Here is a 24,150-nt window from a genome sequence, read left to right as displayed (position 1 = left end):
GCGTACCGTGGCCGCGCGTCATTGGAGCTTGGATCAGCGGGAGACTTTTGGTTTCCTATACACCAACGAATCTGGATGGCTCAGGTTTCGGCCTGATTTAGGCACGGTTATTGCGCAAATGGTTGCACGCATGCAAGAAATCTCCGATCTGCCGATGGCGACGACATCGATACCCCTGGCCAGTGCGGTGACTTTCAAGACCAGCAGTGGCATCGAAGGCCAGGCAACTGTCGCGCGCCTTACACCCCACTCCGTCTCGTTCGAGATGTACGGTCCGGGAATTGTTCTCAGAGTATCGGAGGTGTTAAATGACTTCGAAATACTTGCTGGCAAGCGCCCGGTTTACAGTGGCAAAGCGGTCGTCAGCAGCCTGGTCAATACCGGCACGGCCACAGCATGCGAAGCAGCTCTGCCTACACCGCTGCCAGGGTGGGGCTCCCTTGCGCTCCACGACCCGGAGGAGATTTATTTAAATGGCTTCGGGGAGTTCCTGAAGTGCTGGCAAAAGTTTTATCGGCTAAATCATGATTACAAGGTCGTCATCGCCGATCTCCAAACATTTCTATCCAGCTTGCGTTTATGGCTCGAACAGGTGGAACTGACTCTCCAAGCCTCCGCGTCTATGGACCGGACCAGAATTGAGTCGGACATCGCGCATGGGTTGCGAAGCCAGGTGGCTTCTACCCTGGGCAACATCTTTGAGCGTTTTGAGGCGATATGCGCCAGGATCGAACCCGATTTCCAGGCGGCCCATCGCGCTTTTGGCCAGCGTCAACTCCACCCTCACTTGCTGTGCGCCCCCTTCATTCACCGCACGTACGCTAAGCCACTGGGCTACGCAGGTGATTACGAAATGATGAACATGATTTTTCGCAACGGTCTGGAGGGAAACTCGCTTTACGCTAAACTAACCAACGCCTATTTGCTCGATCAGATTGGACCGCAGGCGGTGAGAAACCGCGCCGATTATCTCTGCGGCAAGATCACTGAGGAAACCTGCCGGATTGCGAGACTCGGACGAACAGCAAGGATTTACAATATCGCCTGCGGCCCCGCCCGAGAGGTGGAGAATTTTCTCTCTGGACATCCGCTGGCCGATTGCGCGGAGTTTCATCTGTTGGATTTTGATTCGGAAACCTTGGGATATGCCGGCGCCCGAATGGAGCATGTCAAAAAGAGACATCATCTCAAGACTTCAGTAGCCCTGGTCAAGAAATCGGTCCACCAAATGTTGAAAGCCAACGGCAAACCGGTTGCGGGCGAGGAGGGCTATGACCTGATTTATTGCTCTGGCCTCTACGACTACCTCAATGATCGTGTTGTCAAAGCCGTCAATACGTACCTCTACGACCACTTGCGTCCAGGCGGGTTGTTGACCGTGGGCAACTTTGCCCCAAACATGCCCGTCAGAAACTTCATCGAGCACTTTCTGGAATGGTTTCTGATTTATCGCGATGCCAGGCAACTCGCTGCTTTGGCTCCGGAGCAGGTCTCACCCAACCAGTGCAAAGTGGTGGCCGAGCCGACCGGAACAAATATTTTCCTGGAAGTCCGCAAGCCTTTATGAGCGCTCCAGAGATCCAAAGGGCCTACTGGGAGCAAAATCAGCGCGATTACATCCGCAACGCGGTCTTTGGCTCAATCGTTTCGATTCCGCTCAACTTGTCTTGCTCGGTCATGGACTACTACATGTACCCGGACAAAATGTGGGCCTTCTTCAAGCTGCGCGTGCTCTGCGGCATTGTGACGCTGCTGGTGTGGGCATGGTTCAAGAGCCCGCGGCCCTGCCACCGCCGAATCTTTGGGGTTACCTGGTTTATGGGGCCGTTGATGATGATTCTTTGGATGATCTATACGCTCCCCGATCCGCTCTCGCCCTATTACGCCGGCTTGAACATCATCCTTCTGGCTATGGGTTTGATTTCACCATGGACTTACAGACAGAATTTCTTCATCACCATCTTTGTGCTGGCCATGTACGTGCTGGTTTCCTTTGCCCGGCCAGTTCAACAACCGGTCAAGTACATCCTCAACAACACCACCTTCCTGTTTCTCACCGCCGCGTTCGTTGTGATGGGCAGCGTGAGCAACGCCCGCCAACGCTTTCAGGAATTCACACTGCGATGGGAACTCGACAAAAGCCGGCGCGCCATGGAAGAGACCAATCGCAAGCTGATGGAATTGGATCAGATTAAAAGCCGCTTTTTCGCCAATATCAGCCACGAGCTGCGCACGCCCTTGACATTGCTCATTGCCCCCCTGGAAAAAATGCTGCAGCGCTTCAACCTGGATGCCCAAACCAAAGACCTGCTGGCCACCATGCATTCCAACGGCATGCGGCTGCTCAAGCTCATTAATGACCTGTTGGATTTGGTTCGGCTGGAATCTGGCCGGATCGAAATTAAAAAGGAACCGGTGCAAATCAGCGAACTAATCAAGGGCCTCGCTAGCGCGGCGCGCCAAGTGGCCGATGATAAGCGCATTGGCCTGGAAACACAGGCCGATCAGGTTCTGGGGGTCGTCCTGGCCGACCGTGACAAGCTCGAAAAGATCGTGTTAAACCTCTTGTTCAACGCCTTGAAATTCACATCCTCTGGCGGGAGGGTCGAGCTGAAGGCTGAAAGACAGGACTCGAAGTTGGTTCTCACCGTGGCGGACACCGGCATGGGAATCTCGCAAAAGAACCTCCCTCATGTGTTCGATCGCTTTTGGCAGGCGGACAGCTCCTCGAAGCGCAAATTTCAAGGCGCAGGTATCGGCCTGGCCCTGGTAAAAGAGTTGGCCGAAATCCAGGGCGGCGCCGTCTCCGTCCAAAGCCAGGAAGGCAAAGGCACAACCTTTACGGTGAGCCTCCCATACGAGAAAGCGGATGAGGTTAAGAAGGCAGGCGCCGATGAGGATTCGGTGGACGAGGATCAGCCATCCGAAAAGGCCAGCACAGTGGCATCCGAGGAGTGGCTGGCCAATCTCTACAGACGGGCGGAGCTGTTCCCAGCCTTGACCTCAGTCAACTCCTCCTTGCGACCCATCGAGCTTGCCCGCAACGGTCATGAGCAGACCCTCCTGGTGGCAGACGACGAGCCCGACATGCTCCGGTTCCTCAAATCGCAGTTGAGCTCCCACTACCATGTGCTTGAAGCGGTCGATGGCCAGCAGGCGGTCGAGAAGGCCTGCCAGTTCCTTCCAGACATTATCCTGCTGGACATGATGATGCCCGAGAAAGATGGATTGCAGGCTTGCCGCGAAATCCGCGAGCATACCTCAACCCAAAGCATCCCGATTGTCCTTCTCACGGCCCGGGCGGATGAGGAAACCAAGCTGGCCGCCCTCTCGGCAGGCGCCAGTGATTTCCTGGCCAAGCCCTTCTCGACAACCGAGCTTCACGTGCGCATCAAGAACCTCGTTGAATCCTATCAATACCAGCGCAAGCTCTCCAAGCAGAACCAGGTCCTCGAAACCACCATCGAGCAGCTCAAAGACACCGAAACACAACTCGTCCAAACCGAAAAACTGGCTTCCCTTGGCCGCATGAGCGCCGGCATTATCCATGAGATCAATAACCCGCTCAACTTTGCCACAACGGGACTCTTCACCCTGCGCAACAAAGGCAAATACCTCGCCCCCGAACAGCGGCCAGAATACGAAGAAGTGCTCAAAGACGTCGAGGAAGGCATCAAGCGCGTCAAGAATATCGTCTCGGACCTGCGCACTTTTTCTCATCCCGAAACCGAGAGCCAGGACCAGGTGGATGTAGCCGAGGTGGTGCGCGCCTCCTTGCGCTTCTTGAGCAACGAATGGCGCAACAAGGTCCAGATTCACCAAAACCTTCCGCCAGGCCATAGGATTTGCACCAACCAGAATAAGCTCACCCACGTTCTGGTGAACCTGCTCCAAAACTCCCTCGATGCCCTCAAAGGCAAGCAGTTTGCAGACGAGCAGCCTGCCATTTGGATCGAGGGCCTGCTTGAACCCGGTAAGAGCATCCTCGTGGTCCGCGATAACGGGACCGGTATCGACGCCAAGCATCTCGACAAGATTTTCGACCCCTTCTACACCACCAAAGATGTCGGCCAGGGCATGGGCCTCGGCTTGGCCATCTGCTACCGGATTGTCCAGGAATCCGGCGGCCGGATTAACGTTCGAACAGAACCCGGGAAGTTTTCAGAGTTTAGACTGGAGTTTCCCATCAAAGGATGACATGAGATCGATCAAAGCCAAATTGAATTTCGACCTAAGCATGACTAAGCGCATCTGTACGGAGCAGTCTGGGACATGCGCCACAATCCCAAAAACGTGGGTAATGACAAGGGTTAGAACCTGCGCTACCAAGCGCCGGCGCGAGCGGGCTAAACAGATACCCCCTTCCGAAGCGCAGAGGGGTCCCTCTGTGTGTAATCCATCCCACTAAAACCCACTCCTTATGGACAACCTTTACGACTACAAAAAATTTGCGATTCTCTACGTCGATGACGAGGAGAAATCGCTCAAGAACTTTGTCCGCGCCTTCGAGGACCAGTTCCGCATGTTCACCGCCACCAGCGCCCAGGACGGTCTTAAAATCCTCGAACAACACCACGCAGACATCGGCCTGCTCATGACCGACCAGCGCATGCCGGGCGAAAAGGGCGTCTGGCTCCTCGAACGAGCACGCCAGCTTGAACCACGCATCATCCGCATCCTCGCGACCGCTTATGCCGACATGGACGCCGCCATCGCCGCTGTCAATACCGGCGCCATTTACAAATACGTCACCAAACCCTGGGACCCCCCTCAACTCGAAACCACCCTCAAACGCGGCCTCGAGTTCTTCCTGGTCCAGCGCGAGCGAGACCAGTTGCTGCGCGAAAAACTCTCCGTCCTCCACAATATGATGATCGCCGACCGGATTGTCAGTCTGGGCCTCCTGGCCGCCGGCCTGAGCCATCACATCCGCAACGCCCTCGTCGCCGTCAAAACCTTCCTCGACCTCGCCCCAGCCAAAATGGAGGAGGAAAAGCTCGATATGGAGGGCCTGCGCAACCCCGATTTCTGGAAGGATTACTACCAGAACGTCCAGGGCCAGATCGAAAAAATAAACAACATGCTCAAAGACCTCTGGTCTGCTTCCGAACAGCCCAAATTCGAGTTCGGCGATCAAGTGCGCCTCCATGCCGTGGTGGCCCAAATCCTCGAACAATTGAAGGACGAATTCGCCTCCAAGAAGATCACCATTGAAAACCACCTCTCCGACTCCCTCCCCATGCTGAGTGTCGATAAGCCTAAGTTTTATCGATTGTTTGAGTTGCTCTTTAAAGATGAGCTGGCCAGTTTGCCTCCCGGCGCGCGCGTCACCATCTCCGCCGAACTGCTCAATGGCCATCTTCCCGATAAGCAACAAATCCAGGTCCGTGTCAGCGATAACGGACCCGGCTTGCCAAAAGAAGCCCTCCGCCTGGTCTTCGATCCCTTTGTGGTCCGCACCGACAGCCCCATGGAATATGGCATTCATCTGATGGCCTGCTACTTCATCGTTCATCACCACGGCGGACGCATCGACGCCCACAGCGAACCCGGCCAGGGCACCACCTTCACTCTGCGCCTGCCCCTCAGCCCCAGCCATGTTCCCCCCATCCCCCAGAGCGACACCGATTTCCTCCAAAAAGCCCTCCTCAACGATAAACTTTGGGAAAATCTCATCTCCTCCGAGTAGCTTCGGGTTTTCCTTACAACCGTCCGCTCCTCGTCCGAGAGTGGCCGTCAGTATTCTCCGTTGTTGAATAGGAGCAGGGCCGCTGCTACAAAGGCACGCAACGTTAAGTCTGACGAAAACCAGGCGCTATGGATGATCAGAGCACAATGACCCGACCCGGCAGCACCTCGCTTCCAGCCCGCAATCTAAAGATTGCCTCAGGGATGCGGATGCCCCTTACTGTGGCTATGGTGCCTCTGGCCAATTACCTCAACTGCGCTTCGCCCCCACCCGGGCAGCAGGGCCTTGCACTATGAGAACTCTCCTGGTCGTCTCCGGCCATCCCGATTTCGCTGAAACGGTCCGCGCAGCAGTGGATGCTGAACGCTACCGGGTCATTCATCGCGCAACCCTCGATGAGGCCGAGCCGTTGTTGGTCCACGGCCTGGGTGACGCCTGCCTCTTGGATGTTGAACTGACCAGTGTCCAGGGCATCTGGCCCATGGAAAAGCTCCGCCGCCGCGCCCCCAAATGCCCCCTGCTGGTCTTTACCGGCGCCAGCCAATGGGAATGGGAGGAAGAGGCCTACTTGCAAGGAGTGGCCCATATCCTCAAAAAACCGGTGCGCGCCCGAATGCTCTCGGCGCTCCTCGAGCGGCTCTGGCCCGCTCCAACCCCCGAGAGGCCCGCCTTGGCTCGCGGGCCATCGCCCCCCGCCGAAGCTCCGAAAACTTCCGACACCTCCCTGTTCTACGGCGCCCCGCATACCTTGACCATTCTGCGCGATTTCTCCGCCATCCTTACCCACTCGCTCAATGCAGAGGCAATGCTCAAGCAGTTCCTGCTGCTCCTGCGCGAAATCATGAGCGTCAATCGCGCCGCCATCTTCCTGCGTCAGCCCTCCAGCTCCTTCGCAGTAGGCAGCCCGGCTGAAACGCGCCGCTTGCGCGCCGCTTGCGCCCTGGGGCTCTCCCCCGGATTACTCGAACATTTCGAACTCTCACTCGAAGGCGGCATTGGAGGTCAACTCTTCCGGCTGGGACGCATCCTGCGCCGTTTCGGCGAAGAAGCCCGCTCCGACCCTGAGGCGCAGAAGGAATTTGAGTTGCTGGGCGCTCAGGTGGCGGTCCCCATTCTGGACCGCGAGACTCTCCTGGGGGTCGCTGTCTTTGACGGGCGCATCACCGGCGAGCCGCTGGTCAATTCCGAGCTCGAACTCATTTTCCACCTGCTCGAACAACTCGGCCTGGCCGTCAAAAATATCTGGCTCCACGACCAATTGGCCGCCAATCACGAAATGATGGCCGAGATTCTCCGCGAACTCAGCAGCGCCTGCGTCGTCGTCAGCCGCGACCTGGCCATCCTCCATGCCAATAAAACCGCGCGCAAGTATTTCTCCAGAGCCGACCGCCGGGGCAGCGACCTCGAGTTCAGCGACCTGCCCCAGGTCCTGGGCGCCAAGGTTTACCAGGTCCTCAAAACCGGCTCGGCCATCTCCGGCTTTAAATATGAGCCCCAGGGCGCCGGGGGCACTGTCTATCACATCAATATCGTCCCTTTCCAGCGCCAGCAAGCTGGCCTCCCCGCCTCCGCCTTGTTGATGGCCGAGGACCTGACACAAAGCGAGCAGTTGCGCAAACTCGAAGTCGAGACTGCCAACCTGCGCTTGATAAAGTCGATGGCAGACCGCCTCACCCATGAGATCGGCAATGCCATGGTGCCCCTTTCGACTCACCAACAATTATTGGCCGATAAGTGGAAGGACCCTGAGTTCCGCACCTCGCTGGACCTGGCCCTGGCCGATGGGGTAAAACGCGTCACGCGCCTGATCAACCAGATGCGGTTCCTGGCCCGCGACAGCCTCGTTTCACAGGAAGCATTTCCTTTGGCGCCCCTCATCGAAGAGGCCTACCAGGAGGCCTGCAAGTACCAGCCTGCCAAGTCGGCCCAACTCCGCTACGATAATGCCAACAAACCCATTATCCTCAACGGCGACAGGGCGGCTTTAAAGCACGCGCTGGCCGAGGTGATGCTCAACGCCCTTCAGGCCAACCCTGCCGAACCCAAAATCGGCGTTCATTTGCGCACCGACTCCAACGGCCATGGCGCTTCCGCGCTGCAGATCGACGTCCAGGACAACGGAAGCGGTTTTAGCCCCGAAGCGGTCCAAAAAGCCCCAGCCCCATTCTTCAGCACGCGCACGGTGGGCTTGGGTCTGGGCCTGACCGTTACACGCAAGATTATCGAGACCCACCACGGCAAGCTGGAGATTCTCCCCCCGCAATCCGGGCAGTCAGGCGTGGTCCGCATCTCCCTGCCGATGGAGACCACCCTGGCAATCCAGGCCTAAGCTGGGGCGGAATACTTAAGTCGAGCGTAGGGGGGCGTGCGCGCTGAGCCGCGTGAACCGCACTGCTACCTATCGGTGCGCCTGGAGTTTGGACATTTTTGGACATTTCGCAGACGCCTTTCGCATTCCTTTGTCGGAAACCTTGTCGGAAACTTTGTCGAGTGGTTTGGTCAAGCCCGGGACTGGTTGCTCGCTCATCACAAAACCTTTTGTGCGTTCGTCTCAATCCTTTTCTGGCCGGCGGTGGGCCAGCCAGTCTTGCCACAACTCTTTCTGCACAAACAGTTCCAGGAAGACTTGAGGCCGCAACTGAAAGATGCCGGTCATGATATAGGCCTTATTCTGGTCGAGCTGCCCATCGAAGTGCGGTGATACAATCATCACCGGAGCAAAGGGGTCGTCGGGCACCCGGTCCCACCAGCCGACTTGGTCAAAGCTGCGCAAGTACCAGGGGAGCGGCCAATAATCACCCCCCGGGACCATCACCTTGATAAGCATGCGCTGCCCTTGCGAGTCGACTTGAGCCAGGGCATCCACGCGCCGGACCAGGCTTAAAAGGTCTGTCGAGGTTTGGGCATAAACGTAGGGGTTGCGTGGGTCTGCAGCGTAAGTGGTGTCCTGCTGCCAGCTTTGCCAGGCCATGTGACCGGCCCCTAATACCAACAATGCGCCTATTCCCACCTTTGCGCCTACAGATGGAAGACTGCACACGAGCCCCGCCGCCCCAACCCCCGCCAGCAGGATCGCTCCATGCCAGAAGCTTAGAAGACACCAGGGCGTTTTGTACGGCAGCAGGCTATAAAAGGCGCCCAGAATAAAAGTGTAGAGCGCCAGGAACCGGATAAAGCTGGCATTGGCATTGGCCAGATTCCTGCGCCGGAAGCCCGCAAGGGCTGCGACGCAGGCCAGGACCAGCACGAGCGCCTCGGTCCACACCGGCCCTTTAGCCGCATGAAAAAACAGCAGCCGATGCAGATAAAAAGACCATGGATGAATGTGGGGCGAGTCGCCCGCGGCGCGCTGGAACCATGGTTGGTACGTGCGGAGGGCATCCAGAGGCCCAGCCGCGTTCGTAAAGAAGGAGGAAAAAAAGAGCATCGCAACTCCCAACCACAGCGCCAGCCCGGTCACCACATGCCAGGGATTGAGGCGCGGGGCAGTCACAGGCCGCCCACTGGCATCGATCAGGCGGTTCCAGGTCTGATTGAGCGTAACAGCCACTGCCGCCGCCCCGAGGGTGATCACAAAGGTTTCCTTTGTCGCGCTCATGAGCCCCAGGGCCGCCCCTGCTATCAGCATCCAAACCAGGCTGCGGCTCCGCCAATAGCGCCAGCCCGCAACCAGCGCCAGAAACGTGAAGAACACCAACAGCATTTCGTGGATGTAATAGCGGCTGTAGAAAACGAAAGCGGGCGAAACCGCGGTAAAAACGGCAGCCCACCCGACGCTGCTTGGGCCAAGGCCATCAAGAAGAAAGGGCAGAAGCAGGATGAGACCCAATCCAAAAAGAATCGTCACCCAGCGCAGCCGCTCCGCCGTGTAATGGTTGAAATCCGGACCGCGCGAGATGCGGCCCATGGCCAGCGTAGCGTAATAAAGCGTTGGGCCGTGATGTTCATTTGGGTCGTACCGGTAGCGTCCGCTATCCCAGAGTTGGCCGAACTTGATGGCGTTGACGGCCTCATCATTGTGCATGGGCCGGCTGTCCAGAGCCACCCAGCGCAGTCCCAGAGCAGCGGCCAAGGCAAGTAGCAGCACCAATGCAACAGACCGGCTCATGGGCATGAGTATTCCCGGCCAGCCCCAGCTTGCCCTTGTGAGAGAGGCGTGGGCCGCTTAGCTGGCTGGGCGGCCGTAAACTTCAATCTCAGTGTATTCGTTCAGAGCGCTTTCGGTGCTGCCTCTGGAGTAGAAGCGCATATAACGCGCTTTGACCCCTTTGGTGTTGATGAGTTTGCCTTCGTTGGTTTCAAAAAACTCGCGGTCCGTGCCCACACCCAGGCCGGAGGAGTTATCCTGGTCGTTATTAAAAAGCGTCCGCACGTTCTGGATGAAGTCCTGGTCGTCAGCAACCTGGACAATCACATCGTGATAGACCTTGGCCGAGTTATGCGCATGCCATATTACAACCGCGAAGATTTCCTGCGGCGAACCAAAATCCATCTGGACCCATTGCGTGCCTTTGCGCAGGTAAATAATGCTCTCTTCGGAGGCTTCTTTATCACCATCAGTGATTTTGGCGAGGGCATCGGAAGGCGCATTCTTATCGCTGCACGTGATTTTGGCCGTTGGGGCAATGTTCTTGAGCCCGGGCGGCACCATCAGCGGCGGGCGCGGTTTATCCGAGAGCGGCTCGACATACGAGCTGAGCTGGATGTCTTTGGGCGTGCCTTTGAAAGCCGGCGCCGGCAGCCTGATGATGAGTGGAACCAGACCTGAGCCGGCCGATTTGTTGCTGCTATCATCGCCGGCCATGGCGCTCTGCGCTAATGCGAGGATGAGGAGCGAACCGCAGAGCAGGACGGACCGCCGCATGTTGCTGAATGCTATTGTCATGACGTTCTCTATTTTTACGAGCATAAACTCAAAGCGCGGGCTGGGACAAGCCCCTTTGTTTAAGAAAGACGACGATTCCCACGGAAATATTCGACTCAACCGCGCTTGCATAGTGGCAGTGGCAGCCGCAAAACCTTTCGCGGTCTCTTGGTGGCCGCTCAAAGCGTTGCTTAAACACGGCTTAGGATTTTGACTTCGCTGCCGCATCCGGTTGGAGAACTTCCCCAGTCAGTGTTTCTGCCTTGGAGGGCCAAAACCTAACCACATAAACCAGCCCGATGATAAACAGCAAGGCGCCCCACCAGACTCCCGCATGGTAATTCCAGAGTTTAACCATTTTCTCCGGAGGCGGGGGATGGACCCAGCCGTAGATGCCAGCCCCCAGGATGATAAACCCGTACAGGGCGAGCATTACACCGATAAAGAACCAAATGGGGATTTGCTTTTCGTGATCTCGCATATCGGTTACCAGAAGATGATGTTTACGGCAATGAGTAGCAGCGCCACCATGGCGGCCCAAAAGAGTGGCTTGCGATACCAGGGGCTCGGCGGTTCCGGCGGAAGTGTCGTCAACCCCAGGACGAGGTTTTTCAGCTCCGATTCAGGTTTGGGTTTGGTCACCAGGCTGACCAGGAAGGTGACACTGACGCACACCACAAAAGACCACCACGAACTATACATGTTAATGGCCATCGGCTTCGCCTTTTCAGAACGGGCGATGAGTTTTGCGTGCTGCTGGTTGAAGGCCGAAGGCACAAACGTGCTCGAGACCATCGTGGTTTGAACAGCAACTCCGGGCTCGATCACCAGCGGCACCGATTCCACGCCGAACTTCGATGTTTCTTTCGAGTCGGAAAGGACGACGTCGGGAGCAAGGACCTGGACGGGCACATCGCCACCTGCTCTCTTGATGAGCGGCGGAATCGTGTGCGGCGAGTTTTTGACAACACTCTCGCCACCGATGGGTACATTGACGAAATCCACCTTGCCGCTCTGGACAATGACTTGTGAGATTTGGCCCTCAGGTGATCTGACGAGCGTGACCATAGCGCCGGGGCTTAAGGTGGCTTTGGGCTGGGGCCGGTAGCCCTCGGGAAAGGTGTGGACGTGGGCCCACATGGCAATCGAGACGAGGATAGCCGAGAGGAATCCCCAAAAGCCACCAGCCGGTGTGGCCCGTTTCCACAGCATGCCCAGCAGAATGGTGCCGAAAAGCGGGACGATAAAAAAGAACACCAGCACCTGCAAGTACTCGAGAATGTTGGAAAAGAGAAAGAGGGTGTAAGCAGTCCCGATCGAGATGACAATGCCAATGGCCGAACACCAGCGGCCCATCCGCAGGTAATGCGCATCATTGGCGTTTTTTCTCAGGAGCGGTTTATAGACATCGTAGGTCCACACGGTGGCGAAGGCGCTGATGTTGCCGGCCATCCCGGACATAAAACCGGCAATCATGGCCGTGACACCCAACCCAAGCAGGCCAGGCCCGAGATATTGGCCCATCAGCAGGGGCATGACATCGTTGAAGGTGTGATGGGTGATGCCAGCCCGTGGGTCGCTCTCGGGGACAAGCACCATCGGCGAGCCGTCCGGGTTGAGAAGCACCGCCAAACCGAGCAGGCCGGGAATCGTGACGATGAGCGGCACCAGCATTTTTAGAAAAGCCCCGATAATCGTGCCGTTTTGGGCCGAACGGAGGTCCTTAGCGACCATGACGCGCTGGACCTGGAGAAAATCGGTGCACCAATAGCCGAAGCTCACCGCCAGCCCAAGACCGAAGACCATCCCAAACCAGTCGATGCCCATCGGGTTGGTGTCGAAAGAACCCAGGCTGCGCCAGAGGCTGGTGAAATCGGCGTTCTGAACAGTAGGATGAATGACTTTCACATTGTGTTGGATGGTTTGCATCATCTTGTGCCAGCCCCCGGCGTCAATCAGGCCCAGAATCGGTATGAGAAGCGCCCCCGCCCAGATGAGGAAATACTGCAGGACTTCATTGAACACCGCCGAGAGCAACCCGCCAAGCGTCACGTAAATCAGCACGGTGAAAGACGACGCCCAAATGCTGGCGTGCATGTTCCAGCCCAGAAGCAGATTTAGAATTTTGGCCATGGCAAACATGCTTGCCCCGCTCACCATGACCGTGAGGATTGCAAAGGAGATGCCAGCCAGAGTGCGGGGACCTTCCCCGTAACGCAGCTTCAGGTAGCCGGGGACCGAATGGGTCTTGCAGATGTAATAGAAAGGCATCATGACGATTGCCAGAAAGAGGATGGCCGGGATAGCCCCAATGAGATACGCGTGGGCCCCCAACATCCCATACTGATACGCCATCGCGCTCCAGCCCATCGTCTCGAGCGAACTCAAATTGGCCGAGATAAAGCTCAGGCCCGCTATCCACGCCGTCATCTTCCGTCCCGCAAGAAAAAAATCTTCCCCCGTGTTCGCAAATTTCTTGAGGTAAAATCCGATGCCCAGCACGACAGCGAAGTAGAAGCCGATGATGACAAGGTCGATTGGTGACAGGGAGAGCAGGTGCGCGTGAGGGATCGCGCCGAAGAGCGGGGTGATCGGGGTCATTGTTTTGAGTCCCGGATTGTTATCAGTCCGGCGGAGATTGGCAATACCCGGAGTTTAGGGGCCTTAGCCTGGCATTTCGCAGCGCGGGCAAGCCGCAACCAACCCGATCAGCCGCGAGAGAACGCAAAGAACGCAAAGATTACTCAGGATTCCGGTTATTAACAGTATTCCGATTGACATAGTGTAGTTTATGAGCTATGCATCCTTTACAAACAAATAGTCAAGTAATGGAATTCTCGCTAAAATCCTAACTTCCATGGCGCGAGCTAAATTCAATGCGCTCCCCGGTTTCGGGCTGACCTTCGGCTTTACGCTCTTTTATCTCAGCGCCATCGTCCTGATTCCTTTTGCGGGCCTGATAATTCGGGCTTGCGAGTTGTCTTGGCACGATTTTTGGCGGCTGGCGACCACCGAGCGAGCCCTGGCGGCTTACCGGCTCACTTTTGGCGCCTCAGGCCTGGCGGCGCTCGCCAATGCCCTTTTCGGAACGCTTCTTGCCTGGGTCCTGGTGCGCTACAGATTCCCAGGCCGCCGCATTATCGACGCGATGGTTGATTTCCCATTCGCATTACCGACTGCGGTAGCCGGACTGACGCTGGCGAATCTGTTCGCGGCCAATGGCTGGCTTGGCCGCTATTTGGCGCCCCTTGGAATCAAAGGCGCCTTTACTCCGCTAGGAGTGGTGATTGCGCTGACGTTTGTGGGAATGCCATTCGTGGTGCGCACACTCCAGCCGGTCCTCGAGAACCTCGAACGCGACGTCGAAGAGGCAGCCGCTACTCTGGGGGCCAGCCGATTGCGCACGTTCGCCAGCATCATCGCCCCTTCTCTGGCGCCACCCCTGCTAACCGGATTCGCCCTTGCCTTTGCGCGCGCGGTTGGTGAATACGGCTCGATTGTTTTCATTTCCGGCAACGTCCCTTTCAAAACCGAAATCGCGCCTTATCTCATTGTCATGCGCCTGGACGAGTACGATTATCACGGCGCCATTGCTCTGGCGTTCGTTTTGATGGTCTTCTCGTTTGCGCTGCTGGCGGCTATCAACCTGCTCGAACAATGGGCGAGCCGTTTCGAACATTAACCACATGCCGGGAACAGTTACAACCAAGCTGACACCGCCACCGCGCGCCTCGCAGCGGGGCGCCGATGAACCGCCCTTCATCAAATGGCTTCTGATCGCCATCGCGCTGGCGTTTTCAGTTGTATTCCTGCTCCTGCCGCTCGTGAATGTATTCGCCCAGGCCCTGGCCAAAGGCTGGAGCTATTATTGCCAGTCCCTTACATCGCCCGATTCGTGGTCAGCCATCCGGCTGACCCTGACAGTAGCAGCCATCTGCGTGCCCTTAAACGTCTTGTTCGGGCTGGCAGCGGCATGGGCAATCGCCAAATTTCAATTCCGTGGCAAATCGCTCCTCATCACCCTTATCGACCTGCCCTTCTCTGTCTCACCGGTAGTGGCGGGGTTGATGTTTGTGGTTCTCTTCGGGTTGCAAGGCTTTTTCGGTCCGTGGCTCGCTTCCCACGATATAAAGATCATCTTTGCGGTCCCCGGCATGGTGCTGGCCACCGTTTTCGTTACGTTCCCCTTTGTGGCGCGCGAGTTGATTCCCGTGATGCAGGCTACCGGCGCCGAGCAGGAACAGGCGGCCCTCACCTTGGGCGCCAACGGATGGCAAACCTTCTGGCATGTCACGCTGCCCTCGGTTAAATGGGGGCTCATCTATGGGATTATCCTTTGCAATGCGCGCGCCATGGGCGAGTTCGGCGCCGTCTCGGTTGTTTCAGGCCATATCACCGGCCTTACCGACACCATGCCCCTGCGCGTCGAGAAGCTCTACAACGAGTACGACGCCCCGGCCGCCTTTGCGGTGGCCAGCTTGCTTGCCTTGCTTGCCTTGCTCACATTGGCGATCAAGACCTTTCTCGAATGGAAACAGGCCCGCGAGCATGCCCGGGGCCTGGTGGATGCCCGGGTTTTTAACCCTTACAAAACCGTGGATGAAGGCAGATGAACGCAACTGAATGAGCATTGAACTTCGACACGTCAGCAAGCGATTCGGCAACGTCGATGCCGTTCATAATGTTTCCTTTTCAGTCAAAGATGGCGAGTTGATGGCCTTGCTGGGACCCAGCGGCGGCGGAAAAACCACCGTCCTGCGGATGATTGCCGGGTTGGAAATCCCCACTCAGGGGGACGTGTTCATCCGCGGCAGGCGGGTCAACGACCTCTCGGTGCAACAGCGCAACATCGGCTTTGTCTTTCAGAATTATGCCTTGTTCAAAAACATGACCGTCTTCAAGAACATCGCCTTCGGCTTGAAGATCAAAAAATGGAAACGGGCCGACATCAAAGCGCGGATTGCCGAACTGCTGGCGCTCTTCGGCCTCGACGGTCTCGAGAGGCGTTATCCGCACCAGCTTTCCGGCGGACAGCGGCAGCGGGTTGCCATCGCCCGCGCCTTGGCCCCTAAACCAACTGTCCTCCTGCTGGATGAGCCCTTCGGCGCTGTCGATGCCAAAATCCGCCAGGAACTCAGGGAATGGCTCGTCAGACTGCACCATGACCTGAATGTGACGACGATCTTCGTCACCCACGACCAGGAAGAGGCGATGGAAGTGGCCAACCGAATCGTGATCTTTTCGCGCGGTGTTCTCGAACAGGTCGGCGCGCCGCGCGAGGTTTATGATCAACCCGCCAACGAATTTGTCGCCCGGTTCATTGGGGTCATGAATGTGCTCGAACCCGAGGTTCGCGATGGCGTGGCGCGCCTTGGCGAGCTGGAATTCCCCGCGCATGGTCAGGCCGAGGGCCAGAAGCTCCGCATCGGGTTTCGTCCCTATGCCGTCGAGATTTCCTCCGATCTGGCCGAGCACCGCTACCGCGCGGTGCTGCGGCGCACCTTCTTCCTGGGTGTCATGCTGCGAGTTGAGCTGGAGCTTTCCAGCGGCCTGGTGGTTCGCGCGCGGATGAGCAAAGAAGACTACGCCCGCCAAGGCCTCGAGGATGGCAAGGAAGTATCATTCCAAATCCGCCAATATCGTGTGCTGGCCCGGGAGACCGCCCCCCTGACCCCCGAACGCGACCTGCCTTACCACCCGCCTCCGGTGCTAGGGGAGCATATTTAGGTTTTGTGTGGTAAAGTGAGATTAATCGAAGAGGAAGGAGAGGCGTATTATGACAACATTAGCCGAAAAAGAGTGCGTGCCTTGCAAGGGTGGAGTCGCCCCGCTCAAAGGGAAGGCCCTGGCGGGATTCGCGGGCCAGTTGCAGGGTTGGCGAGTAGTCGAGGAGCACCATCTCGAAAAGGAGTATAAGTTCAAGAACTTCCGCGAAGCACTTGATTTTACTAATCGGGTGGGTGAGCTGGCCGAAGCACAGGGGCATCATCCGGACATTTACCTTGCTTGGGGCAAAGTCAAGCTGACCATTTGGACCCACAAAATCGATGCGCTGACCGAAAGCGATTTCGTTATGGCCGCAAAAGTGGACAAGCTGTTGGAGGAGTGAAGAAGGGAGAGGCGAATTTCACGGGTTTTCAAAAATTCGCTTGAGTTCGCTCCGCTGCTAAGATGCAAAGTTCCCGCAGCCCGCGGAAATTCTAGCCGCCATCCGCCGCGATGGGTTCTCTCGGGGCTAGTTTAGCAGCTTGCTGCTCCCTGGCCAAAGTGCGGGTTTTTTGCGAATGCGAACTCGTGGACGATTTTTCCCTGGATTAAATGTTCCTGGATGATGCGTTCGAGGACTACCGGGATGCACGAATGATACCAGACGGCTTCCGGGTACACCACAGCAATTGGACCGTGCGCACAAACCCGCAGGCAATTGACCTTCGTGCGGTACACCAGCCCCCTGGGCTCGCTCAGTTGCAGCTCTTTCAATCGCTTTTTCAGGAACTCCCACGAAGCCAAACCCTGCTCGCGCGGGGCACATTTGGGCTCCGTCTGGTCCGCGCACAAAAAGATATGGCGCTGATATTTTTCAAGACCAAGAGCAGTCGTAACGACTTGTAAAGGCCCGGTCACTTGGCGCCTTGATCGATCCAGGCGCGCAGGAGGCTTATCTGCTCACGCGTCAGGGGCGGGATGCCGGCCTTGTTTTTCGGCGGCGGCATATAATCATCTGGGTCGCCGATATGAGCGACATTATGGATCAGCACGCTTCCGGCGCTGTTCCCCGGCAGGACCACTTTGCCATCCTCGCCGCCCTTGAGGACACCCTCGAGACTGTCCAGGCGCAATTTTCCTTTGGGCTTTTGTGGGCCGTGGCAACGGACGCAGGACTTCTCGAACAGCGGACGGATATCAGCCGCGTAGGTCACATCTTTCCGGTCGGAAGGGAGCGGCAGCTTGCTGACATCTACCGGGGTTTTAGACGCCTCATTATCTGCAGCGTTGCAAATCGGCAGAGCCAAGGCGCTCAGGGTGGCCAGGCACGTGCATAGGTATCTCTTAATCATAGCGTTTAGCTCATTTTTGCCGGTAAAATCTCACAGTTTCCGGGCGTGTCAATCAAAGCTACACCTATAGCAGCTATGTGCTCCCGATTAAAACTCCCACCAAAAACACCAATACTCCACCGATAACGACCTGGATCACCGCCGAGGACAACGCCGTGTCCATGTAGCGCCGGCGGACCCAGGCAATGACGATCAATTCTATTATGACCACTGTCACCGCCACGGAGGTGGCAGTCCGAAGATTATGTATTAAAAAAGGCAGGCTATGTCCGATGCCGCCGAGGGTCGTCATCAGCCCGCAAACCGTTCCTCGCGCCCAGGGATGGCCACGTCCGGTGAGGTTGCCGTCATCGGACAGCGCTTCGGCAAAGCCCATGCTGATGCCCGCGCCGAGGCTGGCGGCCAAGCCAACGCGCAGGGCATCCAGGCTTTGGTGTGTGGCGAAGGCGGCAGCGAACAGGGGCGCCAGAGTAGATACCGAGCCATCCATTAATCCGGCGAGACCGGGTTGGACGACCTGCAGCAGAAACAGCCGCTTCCGCCGGGCTGATTCTTCCTCGCTCAGTTTGGTCTGCGCGATGCTCTCCGCCGTTTCAGCATGATGCCGCTCTTCCTCGGCGAGGTCCCCCAGCAATTGGCGAATGGCCGCGTCGGGCGAACGCCGCGCCGCCGCCTCATAAAAGCGCTTGGTTTCCATCTCCATCAACTCGGCCTCTTTCTGCACCGCTTTCAGCCCCAAAGGGCGCACCAGCCAGACGGGGCGCCGGCGCACGAAGCCGCGGACATCCTGACGGCGTATCAGCGGCACGTGTTCGCCAAAGCGGGTCCGATAGAGATCCAGCAACCGATGGCGATGGCCGTCTTCATCCTTGCGCATGTCGGCGAATTTCTTCGCTTGCTCCGGATAATTGGTCTCCAAGCCATGGGCGAAATCGTCGTAAATACGCGCGTCCTCCTCCTCCTGCGAGATGGCCAGAGCCAGTATCTCCCGTTCATCGAGGCTGTCAAAGGAGCGCATGATAAGGAAGGCCCTATGAACAGCAGTCAAAATTGGGTGTTCTCGCGGACCTCTCGCAGCAGCCGCGCCCTGCTGAAGCCGTCGAGCCCTTTGGAGTTCAAATACCCGCAAAAATGCGCGATGCCGCCAAATTGAGCCGCTTTGAACACGGTCTCCTTGACCGGGCGTTCAACGGGGTGCCCGGTGCAAACCTCCCAAACGAACTTGGATGGGAGCCGGCCATTGCAGATAACGACCCGTGGCCGGTAGAGAGCCAGCTCCATCTTAAGTATCTCTTTGCACTTCAAACATTCAGGACAATCGTCCGCTTGAGGGTTCATCACGCCCAGCAAGTCATCGGCGATTCGCTCGTCAGTGGTAATGTGAAGGGCGTCGGTAAACTCGACCAGGAGGGCCTTGGCGCCGGAGGCGACCTGCGGCCAGACGCCGAACCGCTCGTCGATGCGCTGGGCGAATTGCAACAGGGGCTCGTAATAAGGGTCATTGCTGAATTTGGGGCGGCCAGCGCCTGCTGTGCGCACGTACTCGAACTCAGCGGCAAACCGCTCGGCCGCCTTGCGTTCGGCGGCGTACGCCACCGGCGCAACCTGGCTGGGTGAAATCCCTACAAACAACAAATCCACCGGCCTGCCACGCGGCGGCGGCGGCAGGAGCACATGGCGTTTTGCCCCGCGCCTTTTGTCCTTCACCAACTGGGCGGTGTAAAGGGCCCAGACCTCGTCACAAATTCGGCTGTAGCTCTCTGGACTCGTGTTCATGCTTTGGGCTTTTCCAACGCCGCATTCTGCGCGCAACAGCGGCTGTCGTCGATAGTAACGAATTACCTCTCGTGAGCAACTACGGCGTTGTCTTTCCTCTTGCGCTCTCGGGCGGGGCTGGTAGAGTCCGGCTGCTTTTCTCCACCCTTGCGGTGGATTTTTGCTTTTTTCGAGAACCATCAAAGCATTGTGAAGATATTTAGCGGCACATCGAATCCGCCTTTGGCGGAAGCCATTTGCGCTTATATCGGCATCGACCTAGGCAAATCGACCATCAAACCTTTCCCGGACGGAGAAACGTTCGTCAAAATTGAAGAGAACGTTCGCGGTGAAGACGTCTTCCTGGTGCAATCGACCAGCCCGCCGACGAACCATCATTTGATGGAGATGTTCATCATGATCGATGCCTTGCGGCGAGCCAGCGCCGCCCGCATTACAACGGTGCTGCCCTTCTACGGCTACGCCCGCCAGGACCGCAAAGACCAGCCACGCGTCCCCATTACGGCCAAGCTTATTGCCAACCTTCTGGTGGCCGCCGGCGCCAGCCGGATTCTGACGGTTGACCTGCACGCGCAACAAATCCAGGGCTTCTTCGATATCCCGGTGGACCATCTCTACGCCGCCCCGGTGATGTATGAGTACTTGAAAAAGAAGAAGCTTAATGACCTGGTGGTCATCAGCCCGGATGTCGGCGGACTGAAGATGGCCTATGCCTATTCTCAGGTGCTCGAGGCCGGGTTGGCCATTGTGGCCAAACGCCGCAAGAGCGCCAGCGAAGTCGAGTCGCTGGCCATTATCGGCGAGACGCGAGGAAAAGACGCGCTGCTGGTGGATGATTTAACCGAGACTGCCGGCACCTTGACCCAGGCGGCGGACCTGATCAAACGCAAAGGGGCCAAGCGCATCCTGGCCTGTGTTTCTCACGCGGTTTTGAACGAGGTCGGCATCGAGCGATTGCGAAAATCGGCTATTGACGAACTGGTAACAACTGATACCGTCCTACGCCCTGTTATCAGCGGCGTCAAGATTACGACCCTGTCGGTAGCGGGGCTTTTGGGCGAAGCCATCAAGCGAATCCATAGCAATTCGTCGGTTACTTCGCTTTTTGAGTTTAAAGGCGGGCGCACCAGTTGAGGGGCTCGCCGGAAAAAGCCGGCAAAACGGCAGGCGCCTTTTTCGGGCCAGACCAGTTAAGACAATGAAATCAGTACCTTTAAAAGCTTTTCCGCGCGCCCTTGGGCGCCGCGCCGGGGCCAAGAAACTCCGCTCGATGGGGCGCATCCCCGCCGTGATTTACGGGCGCCAGGCCCAGACACAGAGTCTGGAACTCAATGCCCGCGAAATCGAGGACCTCATCCACCATTCCATTTCTGAGAACCTGCTGGTGGACCTCGCAGTCCAGGAGGACTCCCGTCCCCAACGGCTGGCGCTGGTCCAGGAAGTTCAGCACCACGCCCTGAGCGGCCAGGTTCTCCATGTCGATTTCCACGAAATCGCCCCCGACGAGAAGGTGACCATCAGCGTGCCTGTCGAGACGGCCGGCGAACCTGAAGGAGTCAAAACTCAGGGGGGCGTTTTGGAACACGTACTGTTTAAAGTCCGGGCGCGCGGCGTGGCCAAGGATTTGCCTGAATTCATTACAGTGGACGTGAGCCATTTGATGATCGGCCAGGCAGTGCATCTGGGAGAAATCAAGGCGCCGCCGGGTGTCGAGTTGGTAGGCGACAAACAAATCCCCGTCATCGCCGTTGCCGCACCGCGCACCGAAGAGGAAGAGGCCGCCGAGGCCGCCGAAGCCGCCGCCGCTGCTGCGGGCGAAGTCGAGATGATCAAAGAGAAGAAGGAAGAGGGCGAGGAAGCTGCCCCGGCAGGCAAAGGCGCCGAGAAGGGCGCTCCTGCGGCCAAGGGCGCACCTGCGGCAAAAGGGGCTCCCGCTGCAAAAGGCGCGGAAAAAGGCGGGGAAAAAGCCCCCGCCAAGGGCGCCGAGAAAGCGCCTGCCGCCGAGAAAAAGGCCGGCTCGGCCGAGAAGAAGGCCGGCTCAGCCGAGAAGAAGAAATAGTCCGATGGACGGCCTGGCTGCAGGCTGGTTGTTGGACCTGCCCCGCGCATGGAGAACCTGTATCTCATCGTGGGATTAGGCAACCCGGGGGCCGAATATGCCCGAACTCGGCACAATGCCGGTTTTTTGGTGACAGGCTGCCTCGCCCAACATTGGGGAGCAACTTGGAGTCACGAGAAGAAGTTCAATGCCCGGGCAGCCCGGGCCGAGCGAGGCGGGCGCCGGGTGCTGTTATGCCAGCCCCAAACCTACATGAATGCCAGCGGCGCAGCCGTGGCAGCGGCAAAGGATTTTTACCGGGTGGCCCTCTCCCGGATGTTGGTCATCGTCGATGATGCGGACCTGCCTTTGGGGCAACTTCGGTTGCGTCCCGGTGGCAGCAGCGGGGGCCATCATGGATTGGAATCCATCGAAGAGCACCTGGGCACGCGCGAATATGCCCGGCTGCGAATTGGAATTGGGCGGCAAAACCAGGCGCGGGAGATTACGGGGCATGTTTTGGGCCGATTTACATCGACGGAGGCGGCCTTGGTCGATAAAGTGGTGGCAGTGGCATGCGAGCAGGTCGAAACCTGGTTCGATGCCGGAATACAGAAAGCAATGAGTCAGTTTAACGGGAACATCGATTCCTTAAACGAAGGCAAAGAGCAGTGAAACGATACGAAGGCTTGTTCATACTCGATACGGCGGGCAAAGAAGAAACCATCAAAGACACCATCGACAAAATCTCCGAGGAGATTACCTCAGCGGGAGGCAAGGTCGAGACGGTGCAGAAGATGGACAAAAAGAGTTTTACGCGGGTCGCCAATAAGAAGCACAATGCGGGCTTTTACGTCAATATTATCTTTGAAAGCCAGCCGGCGGCCCTCGATCAGTTGAAGCATCGGTTTGCCATGAATTCGGAAGTTTTCCGGGTCATGTTTTCGAATGCCCCGGTTCAGAAAACCGTTAAAACAACCTAATCGAAAGGACTCCTATGGCTAACTTCAATAAAGTCATCCTTGCCGGCAATCTCACGCGCGACCCCGAGATGCGCTATACGCCCAAAGGCACTGCTATCGCCGGTTTCGGCCTGGCGATCAACCGCAAGTGGAAAACCGAGACCGGTGAGATGAAAGAGGAAGTTACCTTTGTGGACATCGAGGCCTGGGGGCGCCAGGCCGAAGTGGTCTGCCAATACATGAAGAAGGGCAACCCGTTCCTCGTGGAAGGCCGGCTTAGGCTCGATCAGTGGGAAGACAAGAACACTCATCAGAAACAGAGCAAACTCAAAGTCGTTCTCGAGAGCTTTTCCTTTATCGGCTCGAATCGCGCCGCCGAGGGTGTCGCCCCATCGGACGCCGCGCGCACGCGCACTGCCGCGGCCCCCGCAGGGGCCCCTGCTTCTGCTCCCGCCCCGGCGCCCGAAGCCGACGGCCCGGCAGTGGAAGAAGATGATGTGCCCTTTTAAGGCTCGGGAATAGTCCATTCATTTACATGAACGGGCCCTTCGGGGCCCGTTCTGTTTTGAAATGCCCCCCTCAACTTGCCTGCCATCTCTCCTTCGGTTAAGTTGCGCGCGTGATTTACGATGCCTCGCTGGACGAATTATTGCATTCGGTGTGGAAAGGGGACCGTATCACCGAGCAACAAGCCCTGCGTCTTTACGGGCTTCCCCTCGAAGAACTTGGCGCGCTGGCCGACCGGCGACGCCAACTCGCCCGAGCCTCGGCTTATGATGGGCGCGGGAACCAAATCGTCACTTATATCGTGGATCGCAATATCAATTACACCAATGTCTGCAATGTCTATTGCAAGTTCTGCGCCTTTTACCGCACGGAAAAAGACGCCGATTCCTACGTCATCAGCTTCGACGAATTGGACAAAAAAATCGAGGAGACCGTCGCTCTTGGCGGCACGCAGATTTTAATGCAGGGCGGCCATCATCCCAAGCTGACCAAACAATGGTACCTCGATTTGCTCTCGCACATTAAAACCAAGTTTCCGCAAATAAACATTCACGGTTTCAGCCCGAGCGAGTTTGTCCATTTCCGCGATGTATTCAACGAGCCGCTTGAAAAGATTATCTCCGATTTTAAGGCAGCGGGCCTGGGCTCGATTCCCGGCGGGGGTGGTGAGATTTTGGTCGATCGGGTGCGCCAGCGGGTCTCGCCGCTCAAAGCGATGACAGACGATTGGCTCGAAGTGATGGAGGTCGCTCACCGGCTGGGGCTCAATTCCTCCGCCACGATGATGTTTGGCCACGTGGAGACGCGCGAAGAGCGGGTTGAACACCTGGAACGGGTGCGCGTCCAACAGGACCGCAGCAAAGGGTTTACGGCGTTCATTTGCTGGACCTTTCAGGCCGAGCACACCAGGTTGCGCGTCCCGCCGGCAGGGGCGCACGAATATTTGCGCACCCAGGCGCTGGCGCGCATTTACCTGGATAATTTTGCCAGCGTGCAGAGTTCGTGGGTGACGCAGGGGCCGGAGATTGGGCAGGTGGCATTGAAGTATGGGGCCAACGACCTGGGGAGCATCATGATCGAGGAGAATGTCGTTTCTCAGGCCGGCACGACCTTTCGAATGAGCGTTAAGGACATGAAACGGCTGATCGCGGACCTTGGCTACGAGCCTCGCCAGCGGGACAATTGGTATCGGCTGGTTAATTGAGCATACCGGGTGGACCGTGGGATGGACTACATGCCCTTGGAGCAGAGGGAGA

General features: G+C 57.5%; 22 protein-coding genes. 14 read left to right on the top strand and 8 right to left on the bottom strand.

Translation table 11 applies throughout. From position 1 onward, the window contains the following. The first annotated feature begins 130 nt into the window (after positions 1-130). The 4 genes from VG146_17155 (at position 131) to VG146_17140 (ending at position 8,018) form a co-directional block, all read left to right on the top strand. Positions 131-1,567 (top strand): class I SAM-dependent methyltransferase, encoded by a 1,437-nt coding sequence (locus tag VG146_17155; protein ID HEV2394083.1) that lies wholly within the window; start codon positions 131-133, stop codon positions 1,565-1,567. After that, positions 1,564-4,197, top strand: coding sequence for an ATP-binding protein (locus tag VG146_17150; GenBank protein HEV2394082.1), 2,634 nt, complete (start codon positions 1,564-1,566; stop codon positions 4,195-4,197). The genes VG146_17155 and VG146_17150 overlap by 4 nt, the downstream gene beginning before the upstream one ends. A 223-nt stretch (positions 4,198-4,420) precedes the next feature. Then, entirely contained in the window at positions 4,421-5,689 is a 1,269-nt protein-coding gene (locus VG146_17145) for a hybrid sensor histidine kinase/response regulator (GenBank protein HEV2394081.1), read from the top strand. A 292-nt stretch (positions 5,690-5,981) separates the two neighbouring features. Beyond that, a complete protein-coding gene (locus VG146_17140; protein ID HEV2394080.1) occupies positions 5,982-8,018 on the top strand; it encodes an ATP-binding protein in 2,037 nt (678 codons plus the stop codon). 222 nt (positions 8,019-8,240) lie between these two features. On the opposite strand, the gene VG146_17135 is transcribed toward VG146_17140, so the two are convergent. The 4 genes from VG146_17135 to VG146_17120 all read right to left on the bottom strand — a co-directional run bounded on the left by VG146_17135 (position 8,241) and on the right by VG146_17120 (position 13,154). Beyond that, positions 8,241-9,797 carry a flippase activity-associated protein Agl23 gene (locus VG146_17135; protein HEV2394079.1) on the bottom strand — a complete coding sequence of 519 codons (1,557 nt, stop codon included), beginning with the start codon at positions 9,795-9,797 and terminating at the stop codon, positions 8,241-8,243. Positions 9,798-9,854: 57 nt separating this feature from the next. Next, complete coding sequence (locus tag VG146_17130; GenBank protein HEV2394078.1) at positions 9,855-10,574, bottom strand: hypothetical protein; 720 nt, start codon at positions 10,572-10,574, stop codon at positions 9,855-9,857. A 181-nt stretch (positions 10,575-10,755) separates the two neighbouring features. Further along, positions 10,756-11,034: a hypothetical protein gene (locus VG146_17125; GenBank protein ID HEV2394077.1), complete on the bottom strand. Its 279-nt coding sequence runs from the start codon at positions 11,032-11,034 to the stop codon at positions 10,756-10,758. Positions 11,035-11,039: 5 nt separating this feature from the next. Further along, a complete protein-coding gene (locus VG146_17120; GenBank protein ID HEV2394076.1) occupies positions 11,040-13,154 on the bottom strand; it encodes a sodium/solute symporter in 2,115 nt (704 codons plus the stop codon). A gap of 256 nt (positions 13,155-13,410) precedes the next feature. Between VG146_17120 and cysT the strand changes: the two genes are divergently transcribed. From cysT to VG146_17100, 4 genes are read left to right on the top strand one after another with little or no spacing between them, the layout of a single operon-like run. Then, complete coding sequence (gene cysT / locus VG146_17115; protein HEV2394075.1) at positions 13,411-14,235, top strand: sulfate ABC transporter permease subunit CysT; 825 nt, start codon at positions 13,411-13,413, stop codon at positions 14,233-14,235. Positions 14,236-14,239: 4 nt separating this feature from the next. After that, positions 14,240-15,166 (top strand): sulfate ABC transporter permease subunit CysW, encoded by a 927-nt coding sequence (gene cysW, locus VG146_17110; protein ID HEV2394074.1) that lies wholly within the window; start codon positions 14,240-14,242, stop codon positions 15,164-15,166. A 10-nt stretch (positions 15,167-15,176) separates the two neighbouring features. Next, complete coding sequence (locus VG146_17105; GenBank protein ID HEV2394073.1) at positions 15,177-16,280, top strand: ABC transporter ATP-binding protein; 1,104 nt, start codon at positions 15,177-15,179, stop codon at positions 16,278-16,280. Between the two features lie 49 nt (positions 16,281-16,329). Further along, positions 16,330-16,662 carry a 4a-hydroxytetrahydrobiopterin dehydratase gene (locus VG146_17100; protein HEV2394072.1) on the top strand — a complete coding sequence of 111 codons (333 nt, stop codon included), beginning with the start codon at positions 16,330-16,332 and terminating at the stop codon, positions 16,660-16,662. 131 nt (positions 16,663-16,793) lie between these two features. Here VG146_17100 and VG146_17095 read toward each other — a convergent pair whose 3' ends face one another. The 4 genes from VG146_17095 to VG146_17080 all read right to left on the bottom strand — a co-directional run bounded on the left by VG146_17095 (position 16,794) and on the right by VG146_17080 (position 19,387). Further along, positions 16,794-17,177: a (2Fe-2S) ferredoxin domain-containing protein gene (locus VG146_17095; protein ID HEV2394071.1), complete on the bottom strand. Its 384-nt coding sequence runs from the start codon at positions 17,175-17,177 to the stop codon at positions 16,794-16,796. Continuing rightward, complete coding sequence (locus tag VG146_17090) at positions 17,174-17,611, bottom strand: c-type cytochrome domain-containing protein (GenBank protein HEV2394070.1); 438 nt, start codon at positions 17,609-17,611, stop codon at positions 17,174-17,176. Before VG146_17090 ends, VG146_17095 begins: the two co-directional genes overlap by 4 nt. Positions 17,612-17,684: 73 nt before the next feature. Continuing rightward, a complete protein-coding gene (locus tag VG146_17085) occupies positions 17,685-18,629 on the bottom strand; it encodes a ferritin family protein (protein HEV2394069.1) in 945 nt (314 codons plus the stop codon). Positions 18,630-18,655: 26 nt separating this feature from the next. Next, the gene (locus tag VG146_17080; protein HEV2394068.1) at positions 18,656-19,387 is read right to left on the bottom strand and encodes a hypothetical protein; all 732 of its coding nucleotides are present in this window, start codon (positions 19,385-19,387) and stop codon (positions 18,656-18,658) included. 189 nt (positions 19,388-19,576) lie between these two features. On the opposite strand from VG146_17080, the gene VG146_17075 reads away from it, so the two are divergent. The 6 genes from VG146_17075 (at position 19,577) to mqnC (ending at position 24,098) form a co-directional block, all read left to right on the top strand. Next, the gene (locus VG146_17075; protein HEV2394067.1) at positions 19,577-20,521 is read left to right on the top strand and encodes a ribose-phosphate pyrophosphokinase; all 945 of its coding nucleotides are present in this window, start codon (positions 19,577-19,579) and stop codon (positions 20,519-20,521) included. Positions 20,522-20,585: 64 nt separating this feature from the next. Continuing rightward, on the top strand, positions 20,586-21,446 hold the full coding sequence (locus tag VG146_17070; GenBank protein ID HEV2394066.1) for a 50S ribosomal protein L25: 861 nt from the start codon (positions 20,586-20,588) through the stop codon (positions 21,444-21,446). A gap of 48 nt (positions 21,447-21,494) precedes the next feature. Then, a complete protein-coding gene (pth, locus tag VG146_17065) occupies positions 21,495-22,100 on the top strand; it encodes an aminoacyl-tRNA hydrolase (protein ID HEV2394065.1) in 606 nt (201 codons plus the stop codon). Further along, positions 22,097-22,408, top strand: coding sequence for a 30S ribosomal protein S6 (rpsF, locus tag VG146_17060; protein HEV2394064.1), 312 nt, complete (start codon positions 22,097-22,099; stop codon positions 22,406-22,408). The genes pth and rpsF overlap by 4 nt, the downstream gene beginning before the upstream one ends. 14 nt (positions 22,409-22,422) lie before the next feature. After that, complete coding sequence (ssb, locus tag VG146_17055; protein HEV2394063.1) at positions 22,423-22,896, top strand: single-stranded DNA-binding protein; 474 nt, start codon at positions 22,423-22,425, stop codon at positions 22,894-22,896. A gap of 110 nt (positions 22,897-23,006) precedes the next feature. Continuing rightward, the gene (mqnC, locus tag VG146_17050) at positions 23,007-24,098 is read left to right on the top strand and encodes a cyclic dehypoxanthinyl futalosine synthase (GenBank protein HEV2394062.1); all 1,092 of its coding nucleotides are present in this window, start codon (positions 23,007-23,009) and stop codon (positions 24,096-24,098) included. Positions 24,099-24,150 lie beyond the last annotated feature (52 nt).

The sequence above is a fragment of the Verrucomicrobiia bacterium genome (assembly GCA_035946615.1).
In the GTDB taxonomy this organism is placed as follows: Bacteria; Verrucomicrobiota; Verrucomicrobiia; order Limisphaerales; family UBA8199; genus DASYZB01.
The sequence above is the reverse complement of the archived record's forward strand: the minus strand, read 5'-3'. Positions and strand labels throughout refer to the sequence as shown.